The sequence below is a fragment of the Pseudomonas sp. 313 genome (genome assembly GCF_000316965.1).
Lineage (GTDB): Bacteria > Pseudomonadota > Gammaproteobacteria > Pseudomonadales > Pseudomonadaceae > Chryseomonas > Chryseomonas benzopyrenica.
The window spans coordinates 1-15,349 of the sequence record NZ_ANBZ01000078.1 but is presented as its reverse complement, the minus strand read 5'-3'; the positions used below and the strand labels follow the sequence as shown (position 1 = coordinate 15,349).

The 15,349-nt window shown below is 61.2% G+C and carries 11 protein-coding genes and 1 tRNA gene; all 12 read right to left on the bottom strand.

Annotation, left to right across the window (positions count from 1 at the left end):
• Window positions 1-45: 45 nt before the first annotated feature.
• The 12 genes from fusA to C722_RS0118070 all read right to left on the bottom strand — a co-directional run bounded on the left by fusA (window position 46) and on the right by C722_RS0118070 (window position 15,257).
• On the bottom strand, window positions 46-2,148 hold the full coding sequence (gene fusA, locus C722_RS0118125; RefSeq protein ID WP_026083934.1) for an elongation factor G: 2,103 nt from the start codon (window positions 2,146-2,148) through the stop codon (window positions 46-48).
• A 30-nt stretch (window positions 2,149-2,178) separates the two neighbouring features.
• Window positions 2,179-2,652, bottom strand: coding sequence for a 30S ribosomal protein S7 (gene rpsG, locus C722_RS0118120; protein ID WP_007163088.1), 474 nt, complete (start codon window positions 2,650-2,652; stop codon window positions 2,179-2,181).
• Between the two features lie 86 nt (window positions 2,653-2,738).
• Complete coding sequence (rpsL, locus tag C722_RS0118115) at window positions 2,739-3,110, bottom strand: 30S ribosomal protein S12 (RefSeq protein WP_007163089.1); 372 nt, start codon at window positions 3,108-3,110, stop codon at window positions 2,739-2,741.
• Window positions 3,111-3,275: 165 nt separating this feature from the next.
• Window positions 3,276-7,475, bottom strand: a complete 4,200-nt coding sequence (rpoC, locus tag C722_RS0118110; RefSeq protein WP_017641871.1) for a DNA-directed RNA polymerase subunit beta' — start codon at window positions 7,473-7,475, stop codon at window positions 3,276-3,278.
• A gap of 62 nt (window positions 7,476-7,537) precedes the next feature.
• The gene (gene rpoB, locus C722_RS0118105) at window positions 7,538-11,611 is read right to left on the bottom strand and encodes a DNA-directed RNA polymerase subunit beta (protein ID WP_026083933.1); all 4,074 of its coding nucleotides are present in this window, start codon (window positions 11,609-11,611) and stop codon (window positions 7,538-7,540) included.
• Between the two features lie 224 nt (window positions 11,612-11,835).
• A complete protein-coding gene (rplL, locus tag C722_RS0118100) occupies window positions 11,836-12,204 on the bottom strand; it encodes a 50S ribosomal protein L7/L12 (protein WP_017641869.1) in 369 nt (122 codons plus the stop codon).
• An 80-nt stretch (window positions 12,205-12,284) separates the two neighbouring features.
• Entirely contained in the window at window positions 12,285-12,785 is a 501-nt protein-coding gene (rplJ, locus tag C722_RS0118095) for a 50S ribosomal protein L10 (protein ID WP_017641868.1), read from the bottom strand.
• Between the two features lie 208 nt (window positions 12,786-12,993).
• The gene (rplA, locus tag C722_RS0118090; protein WP_017641867.1) at window positions 12,994-13,689 is read right to left on the bottom strand and encodes a 50S ribosomal protein L1; all 696 of its coding nucleotides are present in this window, start codon (window positions 13,687-13,689) and stop codon (window positions 12,994-12,996) included.
• The gene (gene rplK / locus C722_RS0118085; protein WP_017641866.1) at window positions 13,689-14,120 is read right to left on the bottom strand and encodes a 50S ribosomal protein L11; all 432 of its coding nucleotides are present in this window, start codon (window positions 14,118-14,120) and stop codon (window positions 13,689-13,691) included. Before rplK ends, rplA begins: the two co-directional genes overlap by 1 nt.
• 112 nt (window positions 14,121-14,232) lie before the next feature.
• The gene (nusG, locus tag C722_RS0118080) at window positions 14,233-14,766 is read right to left on the bottom strand and encodes a transcription termination/antitermination protein NusG (protein WP_026083932.1); all 534 of its coding nucleotides are present in this window, start codon (window positions 14,764-14,766) and stop codon (window positions 14,233-14,235) included.
• 11 nt (window positions 14,767-14,777) lie between these two features.
• Window positions 14,778-15,146, bottom strand: coding sequence for a preprotein translocase subunit SecE (secE, locus tag C722_RS0118075; protein WP_017641864.1), 369 nt, complete (start codon window positions 15,144-15,146; stop codon window positions 14,778-14,780).
• Between the two features lie 35 nt (window positions 15,147-15,181).
• A tRNA-Trp gene (locus C722_RS0118070) sits at window positions 15,182-15,257 on the bottom strand.
• Window positions 15,258-15,349: the final 92 nt, after the last annotated feature.

Genomic DNA, 15,349 nt, shown 5'->3' with positions numbered 1-15,349 from the left:
GAATTTTTCTTTAGCCACGAGATAAACCTCTAGTCAAAGCGCTGATTAAGCTTGTTTCTTGATGATGGCTTCGGCGATGTTCGACGGAGCTTCGGCGTACTTGGAGAACTCCATGGAGTAGCTTGCGCGACCCTGAGACATGGAGCGGACATCCGTAGCGTAGCCAAACATCTCGCCCAGCGGAACCTCGGCACGGATGACCTTGCCGGTCACGGTGTCTTCCATACCCTGGATCAGGCCACGACGACGGTTCAGGTCGCCCATGACGTCGCCCATGTAGTCTTCCGGGGTCACGACCTCGACCTTCATGATCGGCTCGAGCAGCACGGCACCACCCTTCTGGGTGAGCTGCTTGGTCGCCATGGAGGCAGCGATCTTGAACGCCATCTCGTTGGAGTCGACGTCATGGTAGGAACCGTCGAACACAGCGGCCTTCAGGCCGAGCAGCGGATAGCCGGCGACGATGCCGTTCTTCATCTGCTCTTCGATGCCCTTCTGGATCGCCGGGATGTATTCCTTCGGAATCACACCGCCCACGACTTCGCTGACGAATTCCAGACCTTCCTGACCTTCGTCGGCCGGTGCGAAGCGAATCCAGCAGTGACCGAACTGGCCACGACCACCCGACTGGCGAACGAACTTGCCTTCGATCTCGCAGGTGTTGCGGATGGTTTCGCGGTAGGCGACCTGAGGCTTACCGATGTTCGCTTCCACGCCGAATTCGCGCTTCATGCGGTCCACCAGGATGTCCAGGTGCAGCTCGCCCATGCCGGAGATGATGGTCTGACCGGACTCTTCGTCGGTCTTGACGCGGAACGAGGGGTCTTCCTGGGCCAACTTGCCCAGTGCGATACCCATCTTTTCCTGGTCGGCCTTGGTCTTCGGCTCGACAGCGACCGAGATCACCGGCTCCGGGAAGTCCATGCGCTCGAGGATGATCGGCTTCTCGATCGAGCACAGGGTGTCACCGGTGGTGACGTCCTTCATGCCGATCAGGGCGGCGATGTCGCCAGCACGAACTTCCTTGATCTCTTCACGAGTGTTGGCGTGCATCTGCACCATACGGCCGACGCGCTCCTTCTTGCCCTTCACCGAGTTGATGACGGAGTCACCGGAGCTCAGTACACCCGAGTAGACGCGGGCGAAGGTCAAGGTACCCACGAAGGGGTCGGTAGCGATCTTGAACGCCAGCGCCGAGAAGGGCTCGTCGTCGTCTGCATGACGCTCGTCGTGGATTTCCTCGTTGTCCGGGTTGGTACCCTTGATCGCGGGAATCTCGATCGGCGCCGGCAGGAAGTCGATCACGGCGTCCAGAACCAGGGGCACGCCCTTGTTCTTGAAGGACGAACCGCAGACGGCCGGGACGATTTCGCAGGCGATGGTACGCTGACGCAGGCCGGCCTTGATCTCGTCGATCGACAGCTCGCCGCCTTCCAGGTACTTGTTCATCAGCTCTTCGTTGGCTTCGGCCGCAGCCTCGACCATGTTGGAGCGCCACTGCTCGGCATCGGCCAGCATGTCCGCAGGAATGTCTTCCTCGCGGTAGGTCATGCCCTGGTCGTCATCGTTCCAGAAGATGGCCTTCATCTTCAGCAGGTCGATCTGGCCCTGGAAGTTCTCTTCCGCGCCGATGGCCAGCTGAACCGGGACCGGAGTATGGCCCAGGCGCTTCTTGATCTGCTCGACGACGCGCAGGAAGTTGGCACCGGCACGGTCCATCTTGTTGACGTAGACGATGCGCGGGACGCCGTACTTGTTGGCCTGACGCCATACGGTCTCGGACTGAGGCTCGACACCGGAGGTACCGCAGAACACCACGACCGCACCGTCCAGCACGCGCAGGGAACGCTCCACCTCAATGGTGAAGTCCACGTGGCCGGGGGTATCGATGATGTTGACGCGGTACTTGTCGTACTGCTTGGTCGAACCGGACCAGAACGCGGTGGTGGCAGCGGAGGTGATGGTGATACCACGCTCCTGCTCCTGCACCATCCAGTCCATGGTCGCAGCGCCGTCGTGAACCTCACCCATTTTGTGGTTCACGCCGGTGTAGAACAGAATCCGCTCGGTAGTAGTCGTCTTACCTGCGTCCACGTGGGCGCAGATACCGATGTTCCGATAGCGGTTAATAGCGGTTGTACGAGCCATAAGGTCCTCGCTTGATTGGAAGCGCTAGGCTTAGAAGCGGTAGTGCGAGAAGGCCTTGTTGGCTTCTGCCATGCGATGCACGTCTTCGCGCTTCTTGACTGCGGCACCCTTGCCTTCAAAAGCGTCCATGAGTTCACCCGCCAGGCGCAGAGCCATGGACTTCTCGCCACGCTTGCGCGCGGAGTCCACCAGCCAGCGCATGGCCAGGGCATTACGACGGGAAGGACGAACCTCAACCGGCACCTGGTAGGTAGCACCGCCGACACGGCGGGACTTCACTTCGACCAGCGGAGCGATGGCGTCGAGCGCTTTTTCGAAAACTTCCAGGGGTTCGGCATTCTTGGAACGCTCTTTGACCTTGTCCAGAGCACCATAAACGATACGCTCGGCAACGGCTTTCTTGCCGCTTTCCATCACGTGGTTCATGAACTTGGCCAGGATCTGGCTTCCGTATTTCGGATCGTCAAGTATTTCGCGCTTGGCCGCTACACGACGTCTTGGCATTGATAAGCCCTCAAAACGGTCTTCAGGTTAGCTCGGGACTCGTTGCCCGACCTTACTCTTATCGACTCGAACAAAAAGAAAGGTGATTACTTCGGACGCTTGGTGCCGTACTTGGAACGGCCCTGCTTGCGGTCCTTCACACCGGTGGTGTCCAGCGAACCGCGCACGGTGTGATAACGCACACCCGGCAGATCCTTGACCCGGCCACCGCGGATCAGCACGACGCTGTGTTCCTGCAGGTTGTGGCCTTCACCGCCGATGTAGGAGGTGACTTCGAAGCCGTTGGTCAGACGCACACGGCAGACCTTCCGCAGTGCGGAGTTGGGCTTCTTGGGAGTGGTGGTGTACACGCGGGTGCACACGCCACGACGTTGCGGGCAGTTTTGCAGCGCAGGCACGTCGGATTTCTCGACGATACGCTTGCGTGCACTACGCACCAGCTGGTTGATAGTTGCCATCTATAGCTCCACTGATTGTCTTGCGACATAAACGAAATAGCAGAACGTCAGTCCTGCCCATTTTCGGGGAACGAAAGTCTAAAGAGCTTGGGCGCCCCAGTCAAGACAAAGCCCCCGGACGCCTGGGGCGCCGGGGGCTTTGTCAAGCGAGACCCGCTACCGAACTCAGCTGGCGCTGGAGTTCAGCGCTTCGGTCAGGGCGGCTTCGGCCTCGCTGGCGCTGACGCGCTGCGGCTTGCCGAGTTCACGCTGGCGCTTGCGCTCGCTGTGGTAGGCCAGACCGGTACCGGCCGGGATCAGACGACCCACCACCACGTTTTCCTTCAGGCCGCGCAGGAAGTCGCGCTTGCCGGTCACGGCGGCTTCGGTCAGGACACGGGTGGTCTCCTGGAAGGAAGCGGCCGAGATGAAGGACTCGGTGGACAACGATGCCTTGGTGATACCCAGCAGCACGCGCTCGTACTTGGCGACGAAGCGATCATTGCCGACCAGTTGCTCGTTCTCTTCCAGGACATGGGTCAGTTCGACCTGATCGCCCTTGATGAAGCTCGAGTCACCGGTATCGCTCACTTCGACCTTGCGCAGCATCTGCCGCAGGATGGTCTCGATGTGCTTGTCGTTGATCTTCACGCCCTGCAGGCGGTACACGTCCTGGATCTCGTTGACGATGTACTTGGCCAGCGCGCTGACACCCAGCAGACGCAGGATGTCGTGCGGATTGCTCGGACCGTCGGAGATGACTTCGCCGCGGCTGACCTGCTCGCCTTCGAAGACGTTCAGGTGGCGCCACTTCGGAATCAGTTCCTCGTAGGGATCGGTGCCGTCGGTCGGAGTGATGACCAGACGACGCTTGCCCTTGGTTTCCTTGCCGAAGGAGATGGTACCGCTGATCTCCGCCAGGATGGCCGGCTCCTTGGGACGACGCGCTTCGAAGAGGTCGGCCACACGGGGCAGACCACCGGTGATGTCGCGGGTCTTGGAGGTTTCCTGGGGGATACGGGCGATAACGTCACCCACATGCACCTTGGCACCGTCGCTCAGGTTGACCAGCGCGTTCGGCGGCAGGAAGTACTGGGCCGGTACGTCGGTACCCGGCAGCAGCAGATCCTTGCCGTTGGCGTCGATCAGCTTGACCGCCGGACGGATGTCCTTGCCGGAGGTCGGGCGATCCTTGGCGTCGAGCACCTCGATGTTGGTCAGACCGGTCAGTTCGTCGGTCTGGCGCTTGATGGTGATGCCCTCCTCCATGCCGACGAAGGCCACGGTACCGTCCATCTCGGTGACGATGGGGTGGGTGTGCGGGTCCCACTTGGCGACGATGGCGCCAGCGTCGACCTTGTCGCCTTCCTTGACCGAAATCACCGCACCGTAGGGCAGCTTGTAGCGCTCGCGCTCACGACCGAAGTCGTCGGCGATGGCCAGCTCACCGGAACGGGACACGGCAACCAGGGCGCCGTCGGCACGTTCGACGTGCTTCAGGTTGTGCAGACGGATGGCACCGCCGTTCTTGACCTGGACGCTGTCGGCCGCGGAGGTCCGGCTGGCCGCACCACCGATGTGGAAGGTACGCATGGTCAGCTGGGTACCCGGCTCACCGATGGACTGGGCGGCGATGACGCCGACCGCTTCACCGATGTTGACCTGGTGACCGCGAGCCAGATCGCGACCGTAGCACTTGGCGCAGATGCCATGACGGGTTTCGCAGGTGATCGGCGAACGCACCACGACTTCGTCGACGCTGTTGAGCTCGAGGAACTCGACCCAGCGCTCGTCGACCAGGGTGCCTGCAGGCACGATGATCTCTTCGGTACCCGGCTTGGGCACGTCGCGGGCGATGACTCGACCCAGCACGCGCTCACCCAGGGGCTCGACCACGTCACCGCCTTCGATGTGCGGGGTCATGATCAGGCCGCGCTCGGTACCGCAGTCGACCTCGGTCACCACCAGATCCTGGGCCACGTCGACGAGACGACGGGTCAGGTAACCGGAGTTCGCGGTCTTCAGAGCGGTATCCGCCAGACCCTTACGGGCACCGTGGGTGGAGATGAAGTACTGGAGTACGTTCAGGCCTTCACGGAAGTTGGCAGTGATGGGCGTCTCGATGATGGAGCCGTCCGGCTTGGCCATCAGGCCACGCATGCCGGCGAGCTGGCGAATCTGGGCCGCGGAACCCCGGGCGCCGGAATCGGCCATCATGTACATGGAGTTGAAGGACTCCTGGTCAACTTCCTTGCCCTCGCGATCGATGACCTTCTCTTTCGAGAGGTTGGTCATCATCGCCTTGGACACTTCGTCGTTGGCCTTCGACCAGAGGTCGATCACCTTGTTGTACTTCTCGCCCTGGGTCACCAGGCCGGAGGCGTACTGGCTCTCGATCTCCTTCACCTCGGCGGTGGCGGCATCAATGATGCGGGCCTTCTCGTCCGGAATGACGAAGTCGTTGACGCCGATGGAGACGCCGGACAGGGTCGAATAGGCGAAACCGGTGTACATCAACTGGTCGGCGAAGATGACGGTGTCCTTCAGACCCACCACGCGGTAGCAGTGGTTGATCAGCTTGGAGATGGCCTTCTTCTTCATCGACTGGTTGACCACGTCGTACGGCAGACCGGCGGGCACGACCTGGAACAGCAGCGCGCGGCCGACGGTGGTGTCGACGATGCGGGTGTTCTTGGTCAGGCTGCCGTCCTTGTGACGGATGGTCTCGTTGATGCGTACCTTGACCTTGGCATGCAGCGCGGCTTCGCCGGCACGGAAGACGCGATCGACTTCCTGCAGGTCGGCGAACACGCGGCCTTCGCCCTTGGCGTTGATGGCTTCACGGGTCATGTAGTACAGACCCAGGACTACGTCCTGCGACGGCACGATGATCGGCTCGCCGTTGGCAGGCGACAGGATGTTGTTGGTCGACATCATCAGGGCGCGCGCTTCCAGCTGGGCTTCCAGCGTCAGCGGCACGTGCACGGCCATCTGGTCACCGTCGAAGTCGGCGTTGTACGCGGCGCAGACCAGCGGGTGCAGCTGGATCGCCTTGCCTTCGATGAGGACCGGCTCGAACGCCTGGATGCCCAGACGGTGCAGGGTCGGGGCGCGGTTGAGCAGCACGGGGTGTTCGCGGATGACTTCGGCGAGCACGTCCCAGACCTCGGGCAGTTCGCGCTCGACCATCTTCTTGGCGGCCTTGATGGTGGTCGCCATGCCGCGGGCTTCCAGCTTGCCGAAGATGAACGGCTTGAACAGTTCCAGGGCCATCTTCTTGGGCAGACCGCACTGGTGCAGACGCAGGGTCGGGCCCACGGTGATCACGGAACGACCGGAGTAGTCGACGCGCTTGCCCAGCAGGTTCTGACGGAAACGACCCTGCTTGCCCTTGATCATGTCGGCCAGGGACTTCAGCGGGCGCTTGTTGGAACCGGTGATGGCACGACCGCGACGGCCGTTGTCCAGCAGGGCGTCGACGGCTTCCTGCAGCATGCGCTTCTCGTTGCGCACGATGATGTCGGGCGCGGCGAGGTCGAGCAGCCGCTTGAGGCGGTTGTTCCGGTTGATGACGCGACGATAGAGATCGTTCAGGTCGGAGGTCGCGAAGCGGCCGCCATCCAGCGGTACCAGCGGACGCAGGTCCGGCGGCAGCACGGGCAGCACGGTCATGACCATCCACTCCGGCTTGTTGCCGGAGCCCTGGAAGGCTTCCATCAGCTTCAGGCGCTTGGACAGCTTCTTGATCTTGGTCTCGGAGTTGGTCTGCGGAATCTCTTCGCGCAGGCGACCGATCTCGTGCTCCAGATCAATGGCGCCGAGCAGCTGGAACACGGCTTCCGCACCCATGCGGGCGTCGAAGTCGTCACCGAACTCTTCCAGCGCCTCGAAGTACTGCTCGTCGTTGAGCAGCTGGTACTTCTCGAGGGTGGTCATGCCCGGATCGATCACCACGTAGCTCTCGAAATAGAGCACGCGCTCGATGTCACGCAGGGTCATGTCCAGCAGCAGGCCGATACGGGACGGCAGCGACTTCAGGAACCAGATGTGGGCGACGGGCGAAGCCAGCTCGATGTGGCCCATGCGCTCGCGGCGCACCTTGGCCAGGGCGACTTCCACGCCGCACTTCTCGCAGATCACGCCGCGGTGCTTGAGGCGCTTGTACTTTCCGCACAGGCACTCGTAGTCCTTGACCGGGCCAAAGATCTTGGCGCAGAACAGACCATCGCGCTCGGGCTTGAAGGTACGGTAGTTGATGGTCTCCGGCTTCTTCACTTCACCGAACGACCAGGAACGAATCATCTCGGGCGAGGCCAGACCAATGCGGATGGCATCGAACTCTTCGAGTTGACCCTGGTTTTTCAACAGATTGAGCAAGTCTTTCAAGGCCTTTCCTCCTCACGGACCGGAGACGACCGCCGCGCGGTCGTCTCCTCTAGGGTCTCGTGTTATTCGGTTTCCAGTTCGATATCGATGCCGAGCGAACGGATTTCCTTGATCAGTACGTTGAAGGACTCGGGCATGCCGGCCTCCATGCGGTGATCTCCGTCCACGATGTTCTTGTACATCTTGGTCCGGCCGTTCACATCGTCCGACTTCACCGTCAGCATTTCCTGCAGGGTGTAAGCCGCGCCATAGGCCTCCAGTGCCCAGACCTCCATCTCCCCGAAACGCTGACCACCGAACTGCGCCTTACCACCCAGCGGCTGCTGGGTAACCAGGCTGTAGGAACCGGTGGAACGGGCGTGCATCTTGTCGTCCACCAGGTGGTTCAGCTTGAGCATGTACATGTAGCCAACGGTGGTGGTGCGCTCGAAGGCATTGCCAGTGCGGCCGTCGTACAGACGCATCTGGCCGCTCTCCGGCAGATCGGCCAGCTTCAGCATAGCCTTGATCTCGCTTTCCTTGGCACCGTCGAACACCGGGGTAGCCATGGGAACACCGCCGCGCAGGTTCTTCGCCAGGTCGAGGACTTCCTGATCGCTCAGGTCGTCGAGCTTCTCCTGACGGCCACCGATCTCGTTGTAGATCTCGTGCAGGAAGCTGCGCAGTTCGGCAACCTTGCGCTGCTCTTCGATCATCACGTTGATCTTCTCGCCCAGGCCCTTGGCCGCGAGGCCCAGGTGGGTTTCGAGGATCTGACCGACGTTCATCCGCGAGGGTACGCCCAGCGGGTTCAGCACGATGTCCACCGGCGTGCCGTTGGCGTCGTAGGGCATGTCTTCGACCGGCATGATCACCGAGACCACACCCTTGTTACCGTGACGACCAGCCATCTTGTCGCCCGGCTGGATGCGGCGCTTGATGGCGAGGTAGACCTTAACGATCTTCAGTACGCCCGGCGCCAGGTCATCGCCCTGCTGCAGCTTGCGCTTCTTGTCTTCGAACTTGTCGTCCAGCAGCTGGCGACGGTCGGACAGGTAGGCCTGGGCCTTTTCCAGCTGCTCGTTGTGAGCATCTTCCGCCATGCGCAGCTTGAACCACTGACCGCGCTCCAGGCCGTTCAGGTACTCGTCGGTGATGACGGCACCCTTCTTGACCGCCGGACCGCCTTCGGCAACCTGACCGACCAGGGCCTGACGCAGACGCTCGAAGGTCGCGCCTTCGACGATGCGGAACTCTTCGTTCAGATCCTTGCGGATCTCGTCGAGCTGGGACTTCTCGATGGCTAGGGCGCGGGAGTCGCGCTCGACGCCGTCACGGGTGAAGACCTGGACGTCGATGACGGTACCCTTGGTGCCAGTGGGCACACGCAGGGAAGTGTCCTTCACGTCGCTGGCCTTCTCGCCGAAGATGGCGCGCAGCAGCTTCTCTTCCGGGGTCAGCTGGGTTTCGCCCTTGGGCGTGACCTTGCCGACCAGGATGTCACCGGCGCCGACCTCGGCACCGACGTAGACGATACCGGCCTCGTCCAGCTTGTTCAGCGCAGCCTCACCCACGTTCGGGATGTCGGAGGTGATCTCCTCCGGGCCGAGCTTGGTGTCACGGGCCACACAGGTCAGTTCCTGGATGTGGATGGTGGTGAAGCGATCTTCCTGGACCACACGCTCCGACAGACAGATGGAGTCTTCGAAGTTGAAGCCGTTCCAGGGCATGAAGGCCACGCGCATGTTCTGACCCAGTGCCAGCTCGCCCATGTCGGTCGAGGGACCATCGGCCAGGATGTCGAACTTGGCCACCTGATCACCCTTGCTCACCAGCGGACGCTGGTTGATGCAGGTGTTCTGGTTGGAACGGGTGTACTTGGTCAGGTTGTAGATGTCGACACCGGCCTCACCGGTTTCGACTTCGGCATCGTTGACACGCACCACGATACGGCTGGCATCGACGGAGTCGATCACGCCACCACGACGGGCCACGACGCAGACGCCGGAGTCACGGGCGACGTTGCGCTCCATGCCGGTACCCACCAGCGGCTTGTCCGAACGCAGGGTCGGCACGGCCTGACGCTGCATGTTGGAACCCATCAGCGCGCGGTTGGCGTCGTCGTGCTCGAGGAACGGAATCAGCGAGGCGGCGACGGAGACGACCTGCTTGGGCGAAACGTCCATCAGGGTGACGTCTTCGGGCGCCTTGACGGTGAATTCGTTCAGGTGACGCACGGCCACCAGCTCGTCGATCAGCCGGTTGTTCTCGTCCAGGCCGGCGGAGGCCTGGGCGATGACGTGGTTGGCTTCTTCGATGGCCGACAGGAAGACGATCTCGTCGGTAGCCACGCCGTCCTTGACCATGCGGTACGGGCTTTCGAGGAAGCCGTACTGGTTGGTGCGGGCATAGGCAGCCAGGGAGTTGATCAGGCCGATGTTCGGACCTTCCGGCGTTTCGATCGGGCAGACCCGGCCGTAGTGCGTCGGGTGTACGTCGCGGACTTCGAAGCCGGCGCGCTCACGGGTCAGACCGCCCGGGCCGAGTGCGGAGACGCGGCGCTTGTGGGTGATCTCCGACAGCGGGTTGTTCTGGTCCATGAACTGGGACAGCTGGCTGGAACCGAAGAATTCCTTGATCGCGGCGGCCACCGGCTTGGCGTTGATCAGGTCCTGCGGCATCAGGCCTTCGCTTTCGGCCATGGACAGGCGTTCCTTGACGGCACGCTCCACCCGCACCAGGCCCACGCGGAACTGGTTCTCGGCCATTTCACCGACGCAACGGACACGACGGTTACCCAGGTGGTCGATGTCGTCGACGATACCCTTGCCGTTACGGATGTCGACCAGGGTCTTGAGCACGTCGACGATGTCTTCGCGGCTCAGCACGCCCGAGCCTTCGATGGCATCGCGACCGATACGGCGGTTGAACTTCATGCGGCCGACAGCGGACAGGTCGTAACGCTCGGCGCTGAAGAACAGGTTGTTGAACAGGGTCTCGGCAGCTTCCTTGGTCGGCGGCTCGCCAGGACGCATCATCCGATAGATCTCGACCAGGGCTTCCAGCTGGTTGCCGGTGGAGTCGATCTTCAGGGTATCGGAGATGAACGGACCACAGTCGATGTCGTTGGTGTACAGCGTCTCGAGCCGCACGACATTGGCCTTGGCCATCTTGGCCAGCATGTCCAGGGTCAGCTCGGTGTTGCACTCGGCGATGATCTCGCCGGTGGACGGGTGCACGATGGCCTTGGCGGTGGTACGGCCAATGACGTAATCGAAGGGTACTTCCAGCTCGGTGATACCGGACTTTTCCAGCTGGTTGATGTGGCGAGCGGTCACGCGACGGCCCTGCTCCACGATCACCTTGCCGGTTTCGTCCTTGATGTCGAAGCTGGCGATGTCACCACGCAGGCGCTGGGGCACCAGTTCCAGATTCAGGGTCTCGCCCTTGATGTGGAAGACGTTGGTGTCATAGAAGGCGTCCAGCACTTCTTCGGTGCTGTAGCCGAGCGCACGCAGCAGAACCGAGGCCGGCAGCTTGCGGCGGCGGTCGATACGCACGAAGACGGCGTCCTTGGGGTCGAACTCGAAGTCCAGCCAGGAGCCGCGGTAGGGAATGATGCGCGCCGAGTACAGCAGCTTGCCCGAGCTGTGGGTCTTGCCGCGGTCGTGGTCGAAGAACACGCCCGGGCTGCGGTGCAGCTGGGACACGATGACACGCTCGGTACCGTTGATGATGAAGGTACCGTTCTCGGTCATCAGGGGGATTTCCCCCATGTAGACTTCCTGCTCCTTGATGTCCTTGATCGCCTTGTTCGACGACTCGCGGTCGAAGATGATCAGGCGAACTTTGACCCGCAGCGGGACGGCGAAGGTCACGCCGCGCAGGACGCATTCCTTCACATCGAAAGCCGGCTCGCCCAGGCGATAGCCGACGTATTCCAGGGCCGCATTGCCGGAATAGCTGATAATCGGGAAAACGGACTTGAAGGCCGCATGCAGGCCGATATCGCGGAACTGGTCTTTGCCTGCGCCCGCCTGCAGGAATTCGCGGTACGAATCCAGTTGGATAGCCAGCAAATAGGGCACGTCCATGACGTGCGGCAACTTGCTAAAGTCCTTGCGGATACGTTTTTTCTCAGTGTATGAGTAAGCCATCAGCGTTCCCCAGCTTGGTCACCAGCTTGTTTGGCCTCTCCGACGGGAGCAGCCGGAAAATCGTGCAAACCCTTGGTTTGCCGCACCCCGAGAGCGAGGTGGATACAGCGCGTTTTGCCAGGCGGATATGCTCGCCCTGCACAAAACGGCAAAAGGCCGGTGGCGTTCGCCACCAGCCATCAGCCGAACGTGAGACGTTGCGGCTGTAGACGCAAGAACCGAACTTACTTGAGCTCGACCTTGGCGCCTGCTTCTTCCAGAGACTTCTTGGCAGCCTCGGCTTCCTCTTTGGAAACGCCTTCCTTGACCACGCCCGGGGCGCCGTCAACGACAGCCTTGGCTTCTTTCAGGCCCAGACCGGTCAGTTCACGAACGACCTTAATGACGTTCACTTTCTTGTCGCCGGCTTCGGTCAACATGATGGTGAATTCGGTCTGCTCTTCGACGACGGCAGCGGCAGCAGCCGGGCCAGCGGCAACGGCGGCAGCGGCGGTCACGCCGAACTTCTCTTCCATCGCCTTGATCAGTTCCACCACTTGCATGACGGACATTTCGGATACGGCGTTGATGATGTCTTCGTTGGTCAGAGCCATGACTCTAGATTCCTATAACAGGGTGCGGCTTCAGGCCGCAAATAATAAGAAAGACTTGCAGGAAACGCAGCACGCACGGATTAGGCGGCGGCAGCTTCCTTTTGGTCGCGAATGGCGGCGAGGGTACGAGCCAGCTTGCTGGTAGCGCCCTGGATGACACTCATCAGCTGGGACACAGCTTCGTCGTAGGTCGGCAGGGTTGCCAGTACGTCGATCTGGTTGGCTGGAATGAGCTTGCCTTCGAACGCGGCGGCCTTGATCTCGAACTTGTCCTGACCCTTGGCGAAATCCTTGAAGATACGGGCGGCAGCGCCCGGATGCTCTTGGGAGAACGCGATCAGGGTCGGGCCCTTGAAGGTGTCGTTGAGGACGTCGAAAGACGTGCCTTCAACGGCACGACGCAGCAGGGTGTTACGTACGACACGTACATAGACACCAGCCGCGCGGGCCTCTTTACGGAGTCCGGTCATGGCACCCACAGTCACGCCACGGGCATCGGCCACGACAGCGGACAGGGCACCTTGGGCAGCCTCGTTGACTTCAGCGACGATAGCCTTCTTGTCTTCGAGTTTGATTGCCACGGGTTTAACTCCTGGATGTTACCGTTTCGCCCGATGGACTGGGCGGCGTTTTGGTGTCTGACTCGGTAACCGAATCGGGAGCACCATCTGCGTAGGCTAGGGTTTCCCCGGTTTAAGACCTGCGTCCCCTACGGTCTTGGACAGCCCCCGCCAGGCAGGGACCCCAATCTTGGCGCCGCGCCCGAAGGCACGGCGACTTGTGTCTTGCTTAGGCTTCCAGGGAAGCCTGGTCGATCTGCAGACCCGGGCCCATGGTGGAGCTCAGGGTGATGCGCTTGACGTAGATGCCCTTGGAGGTCGAGGGCTTCAGGCGCTTCAGGTCGGCCAGCAGAGCTTCAACGTTCTGCTTCAGCTTCACGGGCTCGAAATCGATCTTGCCAACGGAAGCGTGAATGATACCGTTCTTGTCGGTACGGAAACGCACCTGGCCAGCCTTGGCATTCTTGACGGCGGTAGCGACGTCCGGGGTCACGGTGCCAACCTTGGGGTTAGGCATCAGACCACGCGGGCCGAGCAGCTGACCCAGCTGACCGACAACGCGCATGGCGTCCGGCGAGGCGATGACCACGTCATAGTTCAGGTCGCCGCCCTTCATCTCGGCAGCCAGGTCGTCCATGCCGACTCTTTCGGCACCGGCAGCCAGTGCGGCTTCGGCATTGGCACCCTGGGTGAATACGGCAACGCGAACCGACTTGCCAGTGCCATTGGGCAGCACGGTGGCGCCACGAACGACCTGGTCGGACTTACGCGGATCCACGCCCAGGTTCACGGAGACGTCGATGGACTCCTTGAACTTGATGGTGGACAGCTCGGCCAGCAGGGCTGCAGCTTCTTCGAAGCCGTACTGCTTGCCAGCCTGGATTTTTTCGGCGATAGCCTTTTGACGCTTAGTGAGCTTGGCCATTACACGCCCTCCACATTCAGACCCATGCTACGAGCGGAACCGGCGATGGTACGCACGGCGGCGTCCATATCGGCGGCGGTGAGATCGGCATTCTTGGTCTTGGCGATCTCTTCCAGCTGGGCGCGGGTGACGGTACCGACCTTCTGGCTGTTCGGACGAGCGGAACCGCTCTTGATGCCAGCCGCCTTCTTGAGCAGCACGGAGGCCGGGGTGCTCTTGATTTCGAAGGTGAAGCTACGGTCGCTGTACACGGTGATGATCACCGGGGTGGGCAGACCGGGCTCCATACCCTGAGTGCGGGCGTTGAACGCCTTGCAGAATTCCATGATGTTGACGCCGTGCTGACCCAGCGCCGGACCGACCGGCGGGCTCGGGTTGGCTTGAGCGGCCTTAACCTGCAGCTTGATGTAAGCCTGAATTTTCTTAGCCATGTGCTACTCCAATGATGGGTTCAACGCCCCGCGGGGCTCCCCAATTACTTGCTATATCCCAGTGACGACAAAACCCCGCAGCCGGGGCTACGGGGTGGGGGATGCGAACAACCTAGACCTTTTCGACCTGGCTGAACTCGAGCTCCACAGGGGTTGACCGACCAAAGATCAGTACCGCCACGTGGATGCGGCTCTTCTCGTAATTCACTTCTTCGACAACGCCGTTGAAGTCGGCGAACGGACCGTCCACCACCCGAACCGTCTCACCCGCTTCGAACAGGGTCTTCGGCTTGGGCTTGTCGCTGCTATCGGAGACACGACGCAGAATCGCATCCGCCTCACGGTCAGTGATGGGCGCCGGCTTGTCGGCGGTACCGCCGATGAAGCCCATGACGCGAGGGGTATCCTTGACCAGGTGCCAAGTCCCTTCGTTCATCTCCATCTGCACCAGGACGTATCCCGGGAAAAACTTACGCTCGCTCTTACGCTTCTGGCCATTGCGCATTTCCACCACTTCTTCGGTGGGCACGAGAATGTCGCCGAACTCGTCTTCCATTTCGTGCAGCTTGACGCGCTCGATCAACGAACGCATGACATGCTTCTCGTAACCCGAGTAGGCATGCACGACGTACCAACGCTTAGCCACGGCGAACCCTTTCAACCAACAATCGTGGAAACCAGCCAACCGAGCAGGGAGTCAAGCCCCCACAACAACAAAGCCATCACGAGCACCACAGCAACCACGATCAGCGTGGTCTGAGTGGTCTCTTGCCGGGTAGGCCAGACAACCTTGCGAATCTCGGTACGGGCGTCTTTCAGCAAGCCAAAGAAGGCCTGCCCCTTGGCGGTCTGCAGCGCAACGAAGGCAGCGATAGCCGCCAGCACCAACAGACCTACCACTCGATACAGGATGGACTGAGCAGCGAAGTAGTGATTGGCAACAACACCGATCGCTACCAGAACGACAACCACCAGCCACTTCAGCGCATCGAAGCGCGACTCTTTGGCTTCCGCCTTGATGCTCATTGCATGAATCCTGTAAGGAGTGCCAGATGGGAATCTGGCAGGCCAGGAGGGAATCGAACCCCCAACCTGCGGTTTTGGAGACCGCCGCTCTGCCAATTGAGCTACTGGCCTGTAACTTGAATCAGGCCGACCATTATGCCGACCTGACAGGCCAAGATCAATCGATTACTCGATGATCTTGGCAACCACGCCGGCGCCGACAG